17 protein-coding genes are annotated in these 18,099 nt (G+C 37.6%); 6 read left to right on the top strand and 11 right to left on the bottom strand.

Features of this window, described 5'->3' with window-relative positions; genetic code table 11:
* Nucleotide 1: 1 nt before the first annotated feature.
* The 6 genes from AC1HJP_RS00705 to AC1HJP_RS00680 form a co-directional block, all read right to left on the bottom strand.
* Nucleotides 2-607, bottom strand: a complete 606-nt coding sequence (locus AC1HJP_RS00705; protein ID WP_058032526.1) for an energy transducer TonB — start codon at nucleotides 605-607, stop codon at nucleotides 2-4.
* Nucleotides 608-615: 8 nt separating this feature from the next.
* Nucleotides 616-1,026 carry an ExbD/TolR family protein gene (locus AC1HJP_RS00700; protein WP_058032525.1) on the bottom strand — a complete coding sequence of 137 codons (411 nt, stop codon included), beginning with the start codon at nucleotides 1,024-1,026 and terminating at the stop codon, nucleotides 616-618.
* Between the two features lie 20 nt (nucleotides 1,027-1,046).
* Entirely contained in the window at nucleotides 1,047-1,574 is a 528-nt protein-coding gene (locus AC1HJP_RS00695) for a MotA/TolQ/ExbB proton channel family protein (protein ID WP_058032524.1), read from the bottom strand.
* 2 nt (nucleotides 1,575-1,576) lie between these two features.
* Nucleotides 1,577-2,941: a MotA/TolQ/ExbB proton channel family protein gene (locus AC1HJP_RS00690; RefSeq protein ID WP_480359691.1), complete on the bottom strand. Its 1,365-nt coding sequence runs from the start codon at nucleotides 2,939-2,941 to the stop codon at nucleotides 1,577-1,579.
* 11 nt (nucleotides 2,942-2,952) lie between these two features.
* Nucleotides 2,953-3,705, bottom strand: a complete 753-nt coding sequence (locus tag AC1HJP_RS00685) for a DUF3450 domain-containing protein (protein ID WP_480359690.1) — start codon at nucleotides 3,703-3,705, stop codon at nucleotides 2,953-2,955.
* A 240-nt stretch (nucleotides 3,706-3,945) separates the two neighbouring features.
* Nucleotides 3,946-5,835, bottom strand: coding sequence for a methyl-accepting chemotaxis protein (locus tag AC1HJP_RS00680; protein WP_480359688.1), 1,890 nt, complete (start codon nucleotides 5,833-5,835; stop codon nucleotides 3,946-3,948).
* 200 nt (nucleotides 5,836-6,035) lie between these two features.
* Here AC1HJP_RS00680 and AC1HJP_RS00675 point away from each other — a divergent pair, with 200 nt between their 5' ends.
* Nucleotides 6,036-8,201, top strand: coding sequence for an ATP-binding protein (locus tag AC1HJP_RS00675; RefSeq protein WP_480360247.1), 2,166 nt, complete (start codon nucleotides 6,036-6,038; stop codon nucleotides 8,199-8,201).
* Nucleotides 8,202-8,255: 54 nt separating this feature from the next.
* Here AC1HJP_RS00675 and AC1HJP_RS00670 read toward each other — a convergent pair whose 3' ends face one another.
* The 3 genes from AC1HJP_RS00670 to AC1HJP_RS00660 all read right to left on the bottom strand — a co-directional run bounded on the left by AC1HJP_RS00670 (nucleotide 8,256) and on the right by AC1HJP_RS00660 (nucleotide 12,614).
* A complete protein-coding gene (locus AC1HJP_RS00670; protein WP_480359687.1) occupies nucleotides 8,256-8,753 on the bottom strand; it encodes a YcgN family cysteine cluster protein in 498 nt (165 codons plus the stop codon).
* A gap of 91 nt (nucleotides 8,754-8,844) precedes the next feature.
* Nucleotides 8,845-10,647, bottom strand: a complete 1,803-nt coding sequence (locus AC1HJP_RS00665; protein ID WP_480360246.1) for a DUF885 domain-containing protein — start codon at nucleotides 10,645-10,647, stop codon at nucleotides 8,845-8,847.
* Between the two features lie 83 nt (nucleotides 10,648-10,730).
* Nucleotides 10,731-12,614: a sensor histidine kinase gene (locus AC1HJP_RS00660; RefSeq protein ID WP_480359686.1), complete on the bottom strand. Its 1,884-nt coding sequence runs from the start codon at nucleotides 12,612-12,614 to the stop codon at nucleotides 10,731-10,733.
* Nucleotides 12,615-12,961: 347 nt separating this feature from the next.
* Between AC1HJP_RS00660 and AC1HJP_RS00655 the strand changes: the two genes are divergently transcribed.
* A complete protein-coding gene (locus AC1HJP_RS00655; RefSeq protein WP_349287026.1) occupies nucleotides 12,962-14,101 on the top strand; it encodes a Na/Pi symporter in 1,140 nt (379 codons plus the stop codon).
* Between the two features lie 141 nt (nucleotides 14,102-14,242).
* Entirely contained in the window at nucleotides 14,243-14,785 is a 543-nt protein-coding gene (locus AC1HJP_RS00650) for a GbsR/MarR family transcriptional regulator (protein ID WP_349287025.1), read from the top strand.
* 73 nt (nucleotides 14,786-14,858) lie between these two features.
* On the opposite strand, the gene AC1HJP_RS00645 is transcribed toward AC1HJP_RS00650, so the two are convergent.
* The gene (locus AC1HJP_RS00645) at nucleotides 14,859-15,875 is read right to left on the bottom strand and encodes a lytic murein transglycosylase (RefSeq protein ID WP_480359685.1); all 1,017 of its coding nucleotides are present in this window, start codon (nucleotides 15,873-15,875) and stop codon (nucleotides 14,859-14,861) included.
* Nucleotides 15,868-16,149 carry a YcgL domain-containing protein gene (locus tag AC1HJP_RS00640; protein ID WP_480359684.1) on the bottom strand — a complete coding sequence of 94 codons (282 nt, stop codon included), beginning with the start codon at nucleotides 16,147-16,149 and terminating at the stop codon, nucleotides 15,868-15,870. The genes AC1HJP_RS00645 and AC1HJP_RS00640 overlap by 8 nt, the downstream gene beginning before the upstream one ends.
* 167 nt (nucleotides 16,150-16,316) lie before the next feature.
* Here AC1HJP_RS00640 and minC point away from each other — a divergent pair, with 167 nt between their 5' ends.
* Genes minC through minE form a run of 3 tightly spaced genes read left to right on the top strand, consistent with a single transcriptional unit; the run spans nucleotide 16,317 to nucleotide 18,095 of the window.
* Nucleotides 16,317-17,015: a septum site-determining protein MinC gene (gene minC, locus AC1HJP_RS00635; RefSeq protein WP_480359683.1), complete on the top strand. Its 699-nt coding sequence runs from the start codon at nucleotides 16,317-16,319 to the stop codon at nucleotides 17,013-17,015.
* Between the two features lie 5 nt (nucleotides 17,016-17,020).
* Nucleotides 17,021-17,830, top strand: coding sequence for a septum site-determining protein MinD (gene minD, locus AC1HJP_RS00630; protein ID WP_480359681.1), 810 nt, complete (start codon nucleotides 17,021-17,023; stop codon nucleotides 17,828-17,830).
* A gap of 1 nt (nucleotide 17,831) precedes the next feature.
* Nucleotides 17,832-18,095, top strand: coding sequence for a cell division topological specificity factor MinE (minE, locus tag AC1HJP_RS00625; protein WP_058032510.1), 264 nt, complete (start codon nucleotides 17,832-17,834; stop codon nucleotides 18,093-18,095).
* The last annotated feature ends 4 nt before the right edge of the window (nucleotides 18,096-18,099 follow it).

Genomic DNA, 18,099 nt, shown 5'->3' with positions numbered 1-18,099 from the left:
TCTAGCCATTGATCTGGAAAGAGATTTTGTTTTGTACACCGGCCACTTCAACCGCTTCGCCGTTCACAACACGGGGTTTATACTTAAACTTCAAAGCTGCATCCAATGCTGCTCTGTCGAAAATGCTCTGTGGTTCAGCAGTAATCACTTTAGGGTCACGAACAGTGCCTTGTTTAGTTACTATAAACTCAACAATCACGTATCCTTCAATCCCTCTTGAAAGAGCTCGTCTTGGATAGACGGGTGCTACTTTAACGATAGGAAGATACTCACCATCACTTGATTCCAAAGCTAAACCTCCACCCAAATCAACATCTGCTTGTACATCAGCACTAAAATCAAAATCAGTGCCAGCAGCATCTAGATTATTTGCCTGCATTTGAGGCGCCTCCATTGGTGGTGGTGGCTCCTTAGGTGTAGGTGGCTTTTGTGGTTTACGTTCTTTCTTTTGTACCGTTTCTTCTTTCTTTAACCTTACAAAGTCAAGTACTTGACCTTTTGCAGGCTCAGTCATTGCACCTTCGCCACTCTGGATCAAAGCCTGCATTCCCAGAAATAGGAAGAAGGTGATAGTGGCAGCAATTAATAAAGCGGTTAAGTAACGCATTTTTGCTCCTATGATTCCTGCGCAGCAATTGATACATCAAACGCGCCTGCAGCTCTTGAAGCATCCATTACTTTGATAAGTAGCTCAGTTGTCGCCTTCTTATCAGCTTGGATAACTACGCTGCCTTGTGGGTTTTCAGCTTTTAGACGTTCGATGTTTGCTTGGACAGCACGAATATCAATCTGACGTTTGTTTATCCAAATCTCACCTTTGTCAGAAATCGCCACTAAAATATTTGCACGTTGCTTTTTAACTGCTGTGGCTGCTTCTGGACGGTTTACATCAATACCTGCTTCTTTTACGAAAGAAGCGGTAACGATGAAGAAAATAAGCATGATGAATACAACATCTAGCATAGGTGTCATATTAATTTCTTCTGCTTCTTCTTCTTGAAAAACTTTTGCTAATGGCGCTCTCATAATTCTTTACCTCGTGTTGCTTAGTGATCTAGCAACAATTTATCTTCTAATAACTCAACTTCACGTTTTGCTTTACGCTGTAAAAATGTCACTGCAAATACACCAGAAAGTGCACCGACCATACCGGCCATGGTTGGAATGGTTGCTTTAGACACACCCGCAGCCATTGAACGTGCACTACCTGTACCTGTGATGGCCATTACATTGAAAACTTCAATCATACCTGTAACTGTGCCTAGTAGACCCAGTAAAGGACATAAAGCAACCATGACACCAATGTATGGCAGGTTTGTATTTAACTTAATCCCAATGCGTGAGATCTGAGCCTGTTTAATTTGTTCCGCATTCCAGCTATTACGCTCTGAACGTGCTTTCCAGCTAGCGATCACCTCTTTGCGCTGTTGACGGTATAAACCGAATAGATAAATAAAGCGCTCTAAAATAAGTAACCACATTGCGAAGATAAGGACACCGATGACCAGGAGTACCTGGCCACCTGTATCTAGAAAGCTGCGTAGTGCGTTAATTGCATCTAGCAATAAAACCACGTTTACGCTCCTTTCTCGCTACGCTCTGCAATAATGCCAGCGCTTTGTTCTTGCAAAATAAGTAACAAATTACGTGAACGTGTATTTAACAGCGTGTATAAGAATACGGTTGGGATAGCAACAACTAGGCCCAGTACAGTTGTAACAAGTGCCTGCGAAATACCGCCGGCCATCAGTTTAGGATCACCAGTACCGAATAAAGTGATTGCCTGGAAAGTATTAATCATACCCGTTACTGTACCTAGTAGACCTAGCAGTGGCGCTACAACTGAGATAATTTTGATAAGGGTTAGATTACGAGTAATTTTTGGCATTTCACGTAGAATTGCTTCACTTAGCTTTAACTCAAGCGTGTCGTAAGCAACATCTGGATACTGCTCTTTAACTTTCATCACACGACCTAACGGGTTATCTTCACGCGGTGTCGTGTCTTTAAGTTGACGACGAATTTTAGCACTCATCAACATTAAACTAATGAAGCGTTCAAGTGCGATAAGTAAAGCGATAACACCTGTTGCTAAAATCACATAACCAACAGAGCCACCTTGATGAACCTGCTCTTCAGTATTCGGCGCTTGAACTAATAGGCCTAAAATAGACCCCCCTGTTGGGTCTAGTGCAAAATCAACGACTCCGCCATTTGCAGCTTGTAAATCTGCCGCTGAAGTTTGATAACGCGCAACTGGCTGTCTTGTAAGTTCAGAAATTGTGTTTGTCACTGGATTGAAAGTTAAGTATTTGCCATCGGCAATTAAGTTAAACGCACCAACACGAAGAACTTCTTTATTTACTTTCTCGCCACCAGCAACAATGACCTCTGCGTTATAACGAGAAACCTTACCTTGTTCTGTCATTTCACGTTGTAGCTCAAACCACACCTTTTCGATGTCTTCAATTGACGCAAGTTTTGAGCTTGAGCCCATCTTTGCTGCCATCTCATCCATGAACGCACTACGACCAGAAATTTCAGCTGAAACGACAGATGTTTGGAATTTATTACTTGCATCACCAGAAACTTGTTGAAGCACACCAAATAACTCTTTCAACGTACCCATACGTCTACTTAACGTATCAGATAGGTTTTGAAGCTTGATTTCATTTTCTTCAAATGACGTTTCTAAACGCTCTGAGCGAGCTAATTGCGCATTTCTGTCTGAGGTAAGCTTGCGAAGTGCCGAATCTTGTTCATTACGTTTTGCGACAAATTCCGCTTCTCTCGCTTTATTTTCGGCAGTTTGTGCAACCTGACCTTGCTCTAGTGTTTTAAGTAACGCATCTAAGTTAAGTTCGTCGGCCATTGCTGCGCCTGATAAACCGAATGTCGTCGCCAAAATCGCAGCTTGACTAAATTTCTTTAACAGTTTCATTTTAAGACCTCTTATTTCGCAGCGTTGATTGGAAGCGTTAACATATCTGGGGCTAGTTGCTTACGTGCTATGCGTAGCGCTTTATTGATTTGGCTGATGTTTGTATCTGGTAATTCTTTGAATTGTTTTGTTTCTTTTTCCCAAATACCTGCCATTTTTCCATCTTTAGTCACATACATCAGTTCGAGTCGGCCGATACGTAAGAAGTCAACTTCACGCTCTTGACCAGCAACGTTAATTAGCGCTGGATAGGCTTCAATTGTGCGACCGTATTCAACTTCAACTTGGTAAGCTTCAAGTACACGACGGAATTTTTCACTTGATGTCACATCAGCACGTTCCATCATTTCACGAAGCTTTGAAACACGCTGCTTACGCTCTTCTAATAGGAAAGGCACATCTAAAGCAACAAATTGCTCAAGACCTGTGATCATGTTAAGCATTAACGGGGTGATTTGGCGCTCAATAACTGACACTTGGTCCATTGATGCATTGATGTCAGCCATCTCTGCTAATTGGTTTTGAATTTGTTTATCTAATTGACTGTTGTAAACCATCAAACCATCAATTTCTTTATTTAATGTTTTGAATTGTTGTAATTTCGACTGCATAGAGTCAGAAATAGAGTCAATTTTTCCCTGAGTTTTTAAAGCAGAGTCATTAATCGCTGCACTTTTTTCAACAACAGGATTTAAAGAATTGGCGTGAACACCAGTTACTGTTGCTAAAACACCTGCAAGAAGCAGAGGGTTAATGCACTTCATCGCATACACCTTAGATTGATTGTTATGAAATTGCGTGCAGTTTAAAGCGGTAAAATGACAGTGGTGTTGCGCAAAAAATACAATTTTATTACAGGTGTAATAATTGATATAAATACACCTGAGAGATAAAGATATAATTAATTATGGCTTATATCTCCTTTTAATCCGTATTTATATCTATCAGAGCCAAAAATATAAAAAGCCCCTACAGGAGCTTTTTATATTAGAGTTTATATGTAATTAAACTTTAAATTTTAATAACATCTCTTCTAAATTTCTAAATTGGGCTTGAAGTGTTCTACATTCTTCTAAGGTCTGATGAAGGTTATCGACACCTTGTTTGCTAATATCGCTGATGTGATGAATATCAGAATCTAAGTTATGTATAACATCGTTTTGTTGTTGAGTTGCGCTAGCCACAGCATGATTAACACCATCAATTGCATCAATGGCAGATGTAACAGATTGCATTTTATCACCTGCAGCAGCAGCTTTGCCTGCACTATCTGATGAGTCCTTCAATGCTTCAACCATAACTCCAACAGCTGTACTAGAACCAAGTTGAAGGTCTGAAATGGTATTTTCGATCTCTTGAGTTGACTCTTGTGTGCGCTGTGCAAGTTGTCTCACTTCATCAGCAACGACAGCGAAACCTCTACCGGCTTCACCCGCCCTTGCAGCTTCAATTGCGGCATTAAGCGCTAAAAGATTAGTTTGTTCACTGACACCTTTTATCACTTCAAGTACTTGTCCAATGCTAGCCGAATGTTGTTCAAGACTGGTTACTGTGTCTTGTGCTTGAGCCATCTTGTCACTCAAAGAAGAAATTCCGGCAATATTTGAATTAAGTACATCTTGGCTATCTGCACTGAGCTTATTTGCTTCAGAAGCAAGTTCAGATGCATTATGTGCATTACTACTTATTTCTTGCGCACTTGAAGACAATTCATTGATTGCAGTTGCAACACTATCAGTACGTTTCGTTTGATCGTTATACAAAGAAAGCGCATCATTCGCTTGCTCATTCATACTGGTGATAGATTGTTGTAGGGTTAAGGTAGATTCTCGAACTTGCTTAATTGAGTCATGGATCTTGTCAACAAAGATATTAAATTGAGTCGACAATTCTCCAAATTCATCTTCACTGGAGCAACTTAAACGTTGTGTTAAATCGCCTTCCCCTTGTGCAATGTCTTTAATGGCATCATTTAACTCTTTAACAGGTCTCATCAAGTATTTAAGCAATAATTGAAGCATCACAACAATTGCCACAACACCGATAACAAGATAAATCAAAGCCATGTTTCTAAATGAAGAAACCGATGAGTAAGCAATTTCTTTATTAATTACGACACCCAGATACCAATTAACGTTATTAATCCCTTTCATAGGCACGAAAGAGACTATTTTTTCTACACCCTCTAACTGCATTTCAATAAACTCACTTTGCAGAGAGAGACGCTTTCCAAACAAATCAGTCATTGGTTTGTCATTTAATCTCGTATTTGGATGAGAAAGAATTCTGCCTTCACTATCTAGTAAAAAGCCGTAACCAAAACCTAAAAAGTCAATTTCGTTTATGATGTCTGTAATGGTGGCCATATCAATATCACCACCAGCAACAGCACTTAGTCGACCACTTTCAAATAAAGGTACGACTGCAGAGATAGTTAACTCATTTGTCGTGACATCTATATATGGCGTAGTAAATGCTGTAGAGCGCTTTTGTTCTGCAAGTTTATACCAGGGCCTTGTTGTCGCATCATAATCTGCTGGTAACTGAATTGATGGGTCATCTAAAACGAATGTACCATCTGGCATACCGATGTAAGTATTTTTAAATTCACCTGCGATATCTGCTGTTTTTAGACGTCGTAAGATATCTGATTCAGTGTCTGACTGTTTATGGCCTTTTGCAACAGACTCAACAATTTTGAGTCTATCATTCAACCAGTTGGCGATATTTTGAGAAACTGAATTTGATATTTCGTGCAAAACAGCGGTAAGTTGTTCTTGTGTTTGGGCTCTCATAACAATGAAGTTATTGATTGTGAACAGCCCTAAGATGATCACTAAAACCAAAGATGCCGCGGCAGTTACTTTGGTAGAAAAACGTAATGATTGGAGCATGGGGATCCTACTTATTTTTATATGAACGCAACCTTTGCAACTCTTTTTTAACAAATTTTTTAGTGTTACGCTCTATATAATCGACAGAATTTCATAAATCTTAAGCTCATTTAGTATAGAACATGTATTTTTTGCGATTGCAGCTTAAGTACAATTAAGTAAAATACGCGATTTTTTGCAAGGAGCGAAATAGAGTGTCTATGCTCTCAAGGCTGTGGTTGTTTTGTTTTCTAGCTTTATTTACTACAGCTACACAAGTTAACGCTAAAAGTATTGCTGAACTCAAAGCAATTCAAAAGTTACCAAATAATGAGCTCAAACTTAGAGCTTTCGAGCAAATTGATCCTACAAACCTGGCTGATCAAATTGCGGGATGTGAATACTATGTTTCATTCTCAGATGTACTTAGTAATATGGGTCAAATTGATGAAGCAAAAAAAATACTAGAAGATGAACTTGATTTTCCTACCTATGAATACAGCCATATAAATAGAGCACGATTATTCAAAAAGTTAGCAGACATTCAGTATCACAACGATGAGTATGATATTGCACGTAAGACCATTAAAGATGCGATAAATCACTTCAAAAAATCAGATAGCATTGAACTTTTAACTGGTGCAATTTCAAGGCAAGCATCAATAGAACTTAGGACAAGTAACTATCAAAAAGGACTTGATATTGTTCGGGCTTATCACAAAAACAACAAAGAAAAATTGAATAAAAAGAATCTAGCTTCTATCTATTACTTTTATGGTCGTGCTTATGATCATCTAGGTGACTTTCAGATGGCATTAGAGTACAAATTAAAAGGCTATCAAATTATCACCAATCTCGAAGTGTCGGATAACAAAATGGCCAGTACTCTATATGGTATAGCCGATTCTTACAACAAAATTGGTGAACATCAACTATCCTACAAAAAATTTCAGGAAGCACTCGCGTTAGACAGGAAAACAGACAACAAACAAGACATCGCTCACAGCCTAACTAAATTATCTTATCAAGCCTATAAGATAAAAATGTATGATGTTGGAATTCAACATGCACAAGAAGCTATAGATGTTTTTGATTCTATCGGTAATAGACGGAATGTCGCCTGGTCCACACATAATATGGCTTTAAACTATGTTGGAAAAGGTAATTTAGAAAAAGCGATTTCACTAGAGGAACTTAATTTAATCTTCCTTAAAAATACCGAAAGAGACTTCCATTTGAAAACTTCTGTTTGGAATCATCTTGCTGAATTAAGCCTCGTAATTGACAACCCAAAAAAAGCGCTTAACTATGCTAAACAAGCGTTCGAATTTGGTGATGTAGATACATTGAAAGACAGAAGACAAGCAAGCCTTAGTATCATGCATCGAGCTTATTCAACAATGAAAGACTTTGAAAACGCTTATTTGGTACAAAATAAATTACTTGAATTACAGTCTATTGCGTATAAAGAAAACTATGCAAATAGATTAGCATTTTTGCAAAATACAATTGAAGCTAAAGAAAAAGAGCAAATACTTGCTGAGAAAGAACAAGAAAACCTATTAATCAGTAATGCGTTAGCGCAGCAACAAAATCAACAAATGGTATTTATCATTTTATTTATTGTATTCGTCTCCTTTACGATCATTATTTACATTAAAATAAGACAAAATCGTGTTTTAGAACAACAACAAAGACTACATCTCAATAAACTACTTGAACAAAGAAACCAATTATTCTCGCAAATAGCACACGACCTCAGTAACCCAGTTACCATCGCAAGCTTGCATATTGAAGCGATGCAACATCAAATCATCGAGTGTAAACCTGAAAACCTTTCTAAAATTAGTGAAAAGCTTACAGATCTAAACCACTTAGTTAAGGACTTAGCAGGTCTTGCTAAACTTGAAACTGCAAATTTCACATTAAGTACTCAAGAAACAGATTTAAACAAATTTGTTAGTGATATTCATGTTGAATTGACGGCTCAAACTACAGAACAAAAACTGACAGTTGCGAACAATGGATTTAACGCAACGATTGCACACATTGACCCATTTCGTGTAAAACAGTTGATAGCTAATTTATATAGCAATGCAAAAAAATACACTCATAAGAATGGTGAGATTGACGTTCATTTTGCAGCTTGTGAGCGTTATTTTAAAATAATCGTAAAGGATAGCGCCCCATCTGTACCAAAAGAGCATTTAGGACAAATTTTTGACCATCTATTTCGTGTTCCAAATATGTCGAACACAGAAACACCTGGACATGGCATAGGATTATCCATTGTTAAGCAAATTGTTGACTTACACAAGGGTGAGATTAACGCTTCAGAGAGCGATTTAGGTGGATTGAAAATAGAGGTTCATTTACCGCTAAAATAAAGATATGAAGAGCAAAAGCTAGATAAAAGAGATCTAGCTTTTTACTGAGTTTAATTAATCACAATCAAATTCAGGCCAATCTACTATGTAGTCTTCAAAATCTTCTTCAATATCGACCGTATTGTCTTTAGTGACTCTACCTTGAATACTGATCCCAAGGCCATTCATTTTGTCTTTTTTGCCATTATTCAGCAAATGATGCCAACTTGCTAAGCCCCTGCCCTCATAAAGGCGTCTGTAGCTACAACTATTAGGCATGAAAAAAATATCCTTTAGGTTTTCTTTGGTGAGTTTGACACATGATGGCACGAGCGTTTGTCTTTCTGTATAACGTGTACATGCACACGTCTGCTCATCGATGTACTGACAAACTAAACTTGAATATATAAGTGTTTCTCCCTCTCGTAGGTGATCAGTACTTGAAAAGTCTTCTTCATCACTGTCTATAAAAGAATGTAGACAACACTTACCGCACCCATCACAAATGCTTTCCCACTCTTGGTCATTCATTTGCTCAAGCGATTTAGTTTGCCAAAATTGTTCTGCGCCCATTGTTTTCTCAAATTACTATAAACACGTAAATTTTACTTGATGGAAGCATGACAAGCAAAGGGCCAACTAATGTTGGCCCTTAAAGACAAAATTAGCGTTGTGATTCAACCCAGTTTTTAATCTTAGATTCTAGAATTGGCATTGGCAGTGCGCCATCAATCAAGATTTGAGTATGAAATGCTTTGATATCAAATTTGCTACCAAGTTGTTGTTCTGAATAATCTCTTAGCTCTTGAATTTTAAACTGACCAACCTTGTATGAGACAGCCTGTCCTGGCCAGCCTATATAACGTTCAACTTCTGCCGTAACATCAGACTCAGCCATAGACGAGTTCTCTAGCATAAACTTAATTGCTTGCTCACGTGACCACCCCTTAGCGTGCAGACCTGTGTCAACGACAAGGCGCATCGCCCTTAATTGCTCGTCTACTAATCGACCATACCACATGAGTGGATCTGTAAATAAACCAAGATCTTTACCAAGGCTTTCTGCATAAAGCGCCCATCCTTCAGCAAATACAGTGTACCCGCCAAACTTTCTAAAGCTTGGAAGACCCTTTACTTCTTGCTGAAGTGCAATTTGAAAATGGTGTCCAGGTGCGGCTTCATGAATAGATAAGGTCTCTACTAAAAATTTCGGCTGTGCTTTCAAGTTATGCGCATTAATATAAAATACACCCGGTCGACTGCCATCAGGTGCAGGCGCAGCATATGATGCACCGGCTGCAGATTCTGCTCTAAAAGCTTCAACTAACTTTACTTCGTAATCAGCTTTGGGTGCTATATCAAATAACAATGGCACTCTTGCATCTATTTTTTTCTTAACTTCAACATAAGCGTTGATCAATTCATCTGCAGATTTGAAATAGAACTGTTCATCTTCTCTTAAAAACTCGAAGAAAGCTTGTAAGTCACCCTCGAATTTTAATTGACCTTTTACCCATTCCATTTCATTTCTTATACGAGCAACTTCTTTTAAACCAATTTCATGGATTTCATTCGCGCTCATGTCTAAAGTGGTATGGTTAGCAATCTGATATTCATACCAAGCTTTACCATTTGGTAACGAGCTATAGCCAACACTTTCACGGCTGTTAGGTAGGTACTCTGTCTTCAAAAAATGTGTCATTTTCTTGTAAGCAGGAACAAGCTTTCCAAGAACCATTGATTTGTATTTAGCTGTTAACTCTTCTTTTTCAGTTTTTGTGAAAGACTCAGGGAGGTTCTTAATTGGCCCCCAGAAAACTGATTTAGTTTCGTCCTCTACGATATGAGCTTCAAACTGAGGTATGAGTTTAGTGGTTAAAGCTTTAGGTAAGACAACACCTTTTTCTATGCCTAGGCGCATATTCGATTCAATACCTGAAAGCCATTCAATAAATCCATCTGCTCGAGAAACAAAGTTGTTATAATCTTCAACGCTATTAAATGGCTGTGCACTTTGTCCTGAGCCTAGGCCGGCAAATACATTATGCAATCCAGACATTTGATTGATTGGCATCATATAACTTGGAAATTCAAAACCTTGTTTAGAAAAGGCAAGATCACGTTTTAGAATTTCATAACTTAGTAATGCTTGACCAGACAAGTTATTTTTATCAATTTTATCTAGCTTCTGTTGATATGACGTTAGTAATTCATATGTTTCTTTAAGACTTTCGTCCGTTGCAGCCGAATCAAACTTATCATTAACACCTTGCCTGCCCATATACGTGCCTGAGATTGGGCTAAGTTCAACCATTGAGTTAAAGTAATCTTCGCTCAAACGGTTAACTAGTTCATTTTGATTAAGCTGTTGGATAGATTCTGAAGAACGCTGTGCGTCAGTGCCTGTGACACTGCAACCAACCAAATAAGCAGTTAAAGCGACAGCTATTAGAGAGTATTTAAACATCATGTGTCCTTTTTAAGGTATTTATGACAGTGTGCCAGAGCTTAATAAAAAAACCATGTGTAAATTTAAGTTTAAATGCTTTGTTACACTTTTAAAGGCAGCACAATATGAACACTTAATCCACCGAGCGGTCCGTTTGAGGCGAAAATTTTCCCAAGATTCGCTTCAATAATTTGCTTACATAAACTTAAGCCAACGCCTTTATGTTTACTTGAGTTTTGTCTTGCTTCATCTAAGCGCACAAGGGGGTTGAATATGTCTTTATAAAAATCTGATGAAATAGCTTCTCCTGAGTTATCTATATTTATGCGAAGTGCATCAGATTCATTATCAATATTTATTGAAATATTCATTTGTGAACCTCCATGTGCAATAGCATTGTCACAACACTCATTAAATACAGTGATCAGGCCTTGTTGGTCGTACTCTAAAACCAGCTCCATTTGCTTTGCAGGTAAAGCGTTCTCATCAGGCAAAGCTAAACTCAACTTAGTTCTGTCTACATTAATAGATTGAATGTGTGCTAATAAATCTTTAACCGTATACTGTTTCTGTTTTAAAGATTGCACATTTGGAGAAACTTGCATTAAGTGATCGATAAACGAATTGAGCTCATCAATCTTATTCATCAATTTACCGTAGCTTGTGTGCACATTATCTACAATATTATGCTGTAGTGATTCCACTTGTACTTTCATCACTGTCAGTGGCGTTCTTAGTTCGTGAGATAAATCAGCAAATAGCTTTTCTTCTTTTTGTTTAACAGCTTCAATGCTTGATTCTTGCTGAAGTTTTTCTTTATGAAGATTCTGATTTAACACATCAACTTGCGATTCAAGATATGTGACAAGTTGATTTTGTACTGATTTGTTTTGTATAGCCAGGGCGACTGTAAACAGGCTTACCTCTAACAAATACCCTATTTTTATATAATCCGAAATCTCTAGGCTTGGAAAAATATTGCCATAACTTGCACCGACAATCGTCAATACATTTACAAATAAAACATGGTTGAAGAGGCTTAACGAAAAAACTCTTATACCCGGGGCTTTTTGATACCAACTCCAATAAGCTGTATATAAAAATAGAGGAATAATCAAAGTGCTCAGGACTAAATTGAAAAATACTGTGTTGAACCACAATGAAACCGGGATCAAAACAAGATAAGCGTATAATAAATACGTATAGATCTTACAAAGCGCACGATTAAATTGCTTTAGCTGTAAAAAACTCTTGATAAAAAGCAAATGAAAAATCGGCACTGATGTCATTAACAGGGTGGAAAACAAACTGGACTCACCGCCTAACATAGGCCAAAAATACTTTGAGGTGAATCCAGACATATCCAATACAATCATTAAAAAAGTGAATGTCCAAAGTGCATAGAAAATATTGGTTCTATTAGGGTTAAAAAATAGATTTACACTAATGATGAGAAGAATAGCCATAACAATACCAGCTATTGCACCATTAATAAGTGTGCTTTTTTGCGAAGTGGCTAAATAATGATTGTAACTGTGTAATCGAATATTGGCAGGTGCGTTAGCAAACGTTCTGTATTCAACCAATAGTGTTTGTTTTCTATTTAAGTTTAAATTTATAGGAATATAAAGTTGAGGGTCGTAAATCGGTCTATCATAAAATGTATCATTTGCATCAAGTTCGAACTTTAAATTTAACCTCGCGTCCTCAATTTCATAAATTCGAAATAAAGGAAGTCTTGCATAACCAAAGGAAAGGTACCAATTTTCTAAATCAGACTGGTTATCAACTTCAAGTTTTAACCATTTACTGTAATTATGAATTTGCGGCTTCTGTTTTAGACTATGCGCTTCAAACCAATTTTTGCCATCTCTGATAGCATTATAGTCAAATAAGTTATTGTCATAGTTAAGGTGCAACAAGCCAAAGTCCTTAAGCTCATAGACCATACCATGCTTATCTAACACTAGGTCACTTGCTTTCACAGCAAAGCTGTAAAGGACAAAACACACACTTAAAACAATGAAATAACAAAAACGCATCAAATAGAATCAATTAAGAATTATTAATATTTACAATTTATGAACCAACTATGGATCAAATATGGATTGTATAAAATAATACATTAATCTCATTGTAAATGATTGTAAAACTCAATTAATGTAACTATCTGTTTTATATGCAATAAGAATCTCATATGACAAGTTACTTTGTCGTTTGGTTAATACTCCATCAAAATGAAATATTTCTGTAATATTTGTCTGTTCTAATGCCGCCTGAAACAAAAACTTCATGAAAATGCCATATAAGGCATAAACAAAACGAGAACATTATGAGTGCTTCTAATCAGCAAACACTTTTCAATAAAATCTTAAACTGGGCAGCAATTGCTTTCTTAGTTTATTTGGTATTAGTTGCCGTTGGTACTGTCAGTGGTGGTTTTAAATTAGCATCTGGTGGTAGTGCTGGTGCAAAAGAGATCTTCTCATTCGCAACCAACCCATTTGTTGCCTTATTACTTGGTGCACTTGCAACTGCACTGGTTCAATCATCTTCAACTGTAACATCTGTGATTGTAGGTTTAGTTGCTGGTGGATTGCCTATCAGTATTGCAATTCCAATGGTAATGGGTGCAAACATTGGTACTACAATTACTAATACATTAGTTTCTATTGGTCATATTCGTTCTAAAGAAGAATTCCAGCGTGCATTTTCAGCATCAACAGTTCATGACTTCTTTAATCTTCTTGCGGTATTAATATTCTTACCACTTGAAATCATGTTCGGCTTGTTAGAGAAATTTGCATCTAGCCTTGCACATTTATTTGTTGGTGATGCAGACCTTTCACTGAAAAGCTACAACTTCATCAAGCCACTAGTTAAACCTGCTGTAGGTTTAGTTAAAGACGCAGTAAGCTTCTTAGACGGCAAAGCAGTTGGTATTGCAATGGTTGTTATCGGTATTGCGATGATCCTATTTGCTGTAACTACGCTTGGTAAACTATTGAAAAAAGCACTAGTTGGTAAAGCAAAAGATTTACTACACGGCGCGATCGGCCGTGGTCCAATTGCAGGTATCACATCAGGTGCTGCAGTTACTGTAATGGTTCAATCATCTTCAACCACTACTAGCTTAATGATCCCACTTGCAGGAAGCGGTGTGTTCACTACACGTCAGATTTACCCATTCACGCTAGGTGCGAACATTGGTACTACCATCACAGCACTGCTTGCAGCAACGTCTATCACAGGTCCAGCAGCAGAAGTTGCACTAACTATTGCGCTAGTTCATGTAATGTTTAATGTATTTGCAGTAGCCCTAATTTACGGTATGCCTTTATTGCGTGAGATTCCATTACAGCTTGCTGACAAGCTTGCAAAGATTGGCGCTGAAAATAAACCAGCAGCGTTAGGTTATGTACTTGGTTCATTCTTCGTACTACCTGGACTAATCATGTTCGCAGTAAGATAAACAACTGTAGAACAAATGAAAGAGGAGCCCTGCTCCTCTTTTTTGTTTTTATTGATCTCCTTCATATTAATTCAATAATTTCCTTGCAATTAAATTCTGCTAAGTCTAAATTGACTTTCAAATTTTACTGAAACTTTAAAAATGATTTTATCTCAGAAATTAGAAAACTTTGTATTGCACTGTGGTGAAATGGGTAGCCGCTGGGGTTTTAACCGAACGATTGGTCAAATGGTTGGTCTGCTGGTTATCAGTGAGCAGCCTCTCAGTGCAAATGAGATTGCTGAAGCACTTAGAATAAGCCGTGGCAATGTCAGTATGGGCATCAAAGAGCTACAATCTTGGCAACTGGTTAAAGTCATTCATGTTCCAGGTGATAGGAAGGAATACTATGCACCAAACGGGTCTATTTGGGATTTGGCAAATAAAGTTTTTGAAGAGCGAAGAAAAAGAGAGATCGATCCAACACTTACTTTGCTAAGAGATTCGATTATAGAACCGGCTCAGTCTAATGAAGAAGCTTATGCCCAAGAGCAAATGCAACAGATCCATGACTTATTAGAAACGGTAACTAAATGGTCAGCCGAATTGCAAAGACTCTCACCTGAACAATTACAAACTCTCATGAAGCTAGGCTCTTCGGTTAGCAAAGTCATAGATTTAAAAGATAAGCTATTAAAGAAATAATTTCACACTTGCAGGCATTATGCCCAATCAAAAAAGGCAGCTATGAAGCTGCCCTTTTTATATGAGAATCATACTAGATTTTTGGATAGCCAATTCTATCTGATAGGTATCCAACGCTTGTTGCAAAGTAATAAGAGCGATTCCAATGCATTAAGGCTTTGTAATTATCATACGCTAAATACATACGACCATTAATGTCGTCAGGCATAACTAACGCAGCTGTAATATCTACTTTAGGTAAGTCTGAACCATCCGCTCTTCGTAAACCCAGAGCTTGCCAATCACTTAAAGAACGCTCTGAATCTTTCCAGTATTCTAGCCATTGTTTACGCGTTTTAGTGCCTCGCTTTAAAACATATTTATGGTCAAAGTTTTCAGGTAGTTGGATTTGACGACCCCAAGTAAGATTATCATTCCAACCAGCTTGTTTTAAATAATTAGCAATAGAAGCAAATGCATCAACTTCAGTCGTCCAAATATCTTTTCGGCCGTCACCATCATAATCAACAGCATAAGAATTAAAAGAAGTAGGCATAAACTGAGTTTGACCCATAGCGCCAGCCCAAGAGCCTTTGAATTTATCTAAACTAATATGACCATCTTTTAATATATCGAGTGCAGCCCAAAGCTGACGCTTATATAAAGCCTCTCGTCTACCATCGAAAGCAAGAGTCACAACAGAACTGATAACAGGGTGACCGCCTTGAATACGACCGAAGTTACTTTCAAGTCCCCACAGGGCAACAATGAATCTAGCTTGTACACCATATTCTTTCGCGATCGTTTCTAAAACAGGTTTATGTTTTGAATATAGGTTTCTGGCTCTATCAACTTTCCACTGAGGCACGCGTTTTGGTAAATAAGTTTCTAGGGTTTCAACCACTTCTGGTTGGTTTTTATCCGCTTTTATAACTTTCTTTTTGAATTTTACGGTTGCAAAAGCTTCGTCGATCAAGGTCTGACTATAACCCTTTTCTAGCGCTTCAACTTTCAGTTTTGAAACATATTCATCGAATTTTGCTTGTGTATTAGCTAAGGCTGAAAATGATAAACTCGAGGCGATTAATATAGGAAGAACAAATTTAGACACTATCTACTCCGTTTTGTTTTTTTAATTCATCCAAAAGATTCTCTTCTTTTGGTGGTAATTGTAAATAAAACCCTTTTTCAGTTAACTCAGACTGAACAAGAGCGATATCAGCAACACCTAAGCGCTCTCTCTTAGATAAATCGAACATCATGACGTAAATAGGTGTACCAAACATACCCATTAAAGGTTCAGGAATTTTGCTAAAATCATCACGTTTTTCTATGTAAAGGTAAGTATCTGCTCTTTTTGAGCTTTTGTAGACCGCAGTTAGCATTATAACCCTATAAATTCTTGCTTATATCTTGACAGCACTATAACATGACTAAAAATATAATTGGAAAGTTTAGCGAGCAACAACAAAGCCAAAATATGCTTTAGTTCTAAGCTTCATATTCTCTCTTTCTAATTTTATAAACTGGATAATTATAAGAACTGCGTAATATGTCTGAACAAACATTCGAGTTGAAAGGCAATCTTTTCACTCTTTCTGTATTACATCTATTTACTGTCGACTTAGCTCTATTACGCAAAGAGCTAGACGAAAAGATTTCTCAAGCACCAAAATTTTTCCAAGGTGCGCCTATCGTAGTTAATCTTTCTCAGGTTCAAGAAGAATCAATTAATTTCCTTGAACTTCGCGATGCAATTTCAGCTTTACAACTTAACCCTGTTGGTGTGTGTAACGGTTCTGAACAGCAAAATAGCTCGGCTAAAGAAGTTGGCTTGTCAGTACTAAATTACAGTCAAGACGTACAAAAGCCTAAATCAAACACTTCGACCGAGGTTGTAGAAAAAGAAGTTTATTTACCGCCTCAAGTTATTCAAACAACAGTCCGATCTGGCCAACAAATTTATGCTAAAGGCAGAGACTTAATCGTGCTTGGAGCAGTAAGTCACGGCGCTGAAGTGATCGCAGATGGTAATATTCATATTTATGGTACTTTAAGAGGCCGTGCAATAGCAGGCGCTTCAGGTGCACAAGATGCGGCAATTTATTGTCAGCAATTAAAAGCTGAGTTAGTTTCAATCAATGGTAGCTATTGGTTAAGTGAATCACTTCAAGGCGAATATTGGGAACAACCAGCACAAATAACACAACGTAACGAATCTTTAGAAATAACAGCTTTGGTCAAAGGATAATTCAGATGGCAAAAATTATTGTCGTAACTTCAGGTAAAGGTGGTGTAGGTAAAACTACCTCTAGCGCAGCGATTGGCACAGGCCTGGCGCTTAAAGGATACAAAACAGCCATTATTGACTTTGATATTGGCCTTAGAAATCTTGATTTAATTATGGGTTGTGAACGCAGAGTTGTTTATGACTTTGTTAACGTTATTAATGGCGAAGCAAACTTAAACCAAGCATTAATCAGAGACAAAAGAGTTGAAAAACTCTATATCCTTCCGGCATCACAAACACGTGACAAAGATGCGCTTACTAAAGAAGGCGTAGAAAAAGTTTTAAATGAGTTAAAAGAAGAGTTTGACTATATTGTATGTGATTCTCCTGCAGGTATAGAGGCCGGTGCTATGATGGCGCTATATTTTGCGGATGAAGCAATTGTAACAACAAACCCTGAAGTATCTTCTGTACGGGATTCAGATCGTATTTTAGGTATTTTACAGAGTAAATCTCGTCGTGCAGAGCAAGGTTTAGACCCTGTTAAAGAACATCTACTTCTTACTCGCTACAACCCTGAACGTGTGAACGCGGGTGAAATGTTGTCTGTTGAAGATGTACAAGAAATCCTTGCTATTGACCTTCTTGGCGTGATCCCTGAATCAACAGCAGTACTAAATGCCTCTAACTCTGGTCAACCTGTTATCCTTGATAATGAATCTGATGCTGGTCAAGCTTATGCTGATGCAATTAACCGCTTACTCGGTGAAGTCGTAGATTTCAGGTTCTTAGAGGTCGAGAAAAAAGGCTTATTCAAGCGTATATTTGGAGGATAGCATGTCACTTTTAGATTATTTTCGCTCAGAAAAGAAATCAAGCGCTTCGCTGGCTAAAGAGCGACTTCAAATTATCGTTGCACATGAACGCTCTAAGCGCGGTACGCCTGATTACTTGCCACAATTAAAGCAAGATATTTTAGATGTTATTAGAAAGTACGTTAAAGTAGATTCTGACGCAGTAAACGTCCAATTTGAACAAAATGAGGATGATTTAGCTGTTCTAGAACTTAACGTCACATTACCTGATGACGAAAAGTCTTAATTAA

It is taken from the genome of Pseudoalteromonas sp. NFXS53, from assembly GCF_056629255.1.
Note: the sequence above shows the minus strand (reverse complement) of the source record. Positions and strands in the feature narration are given on the sequence as shown.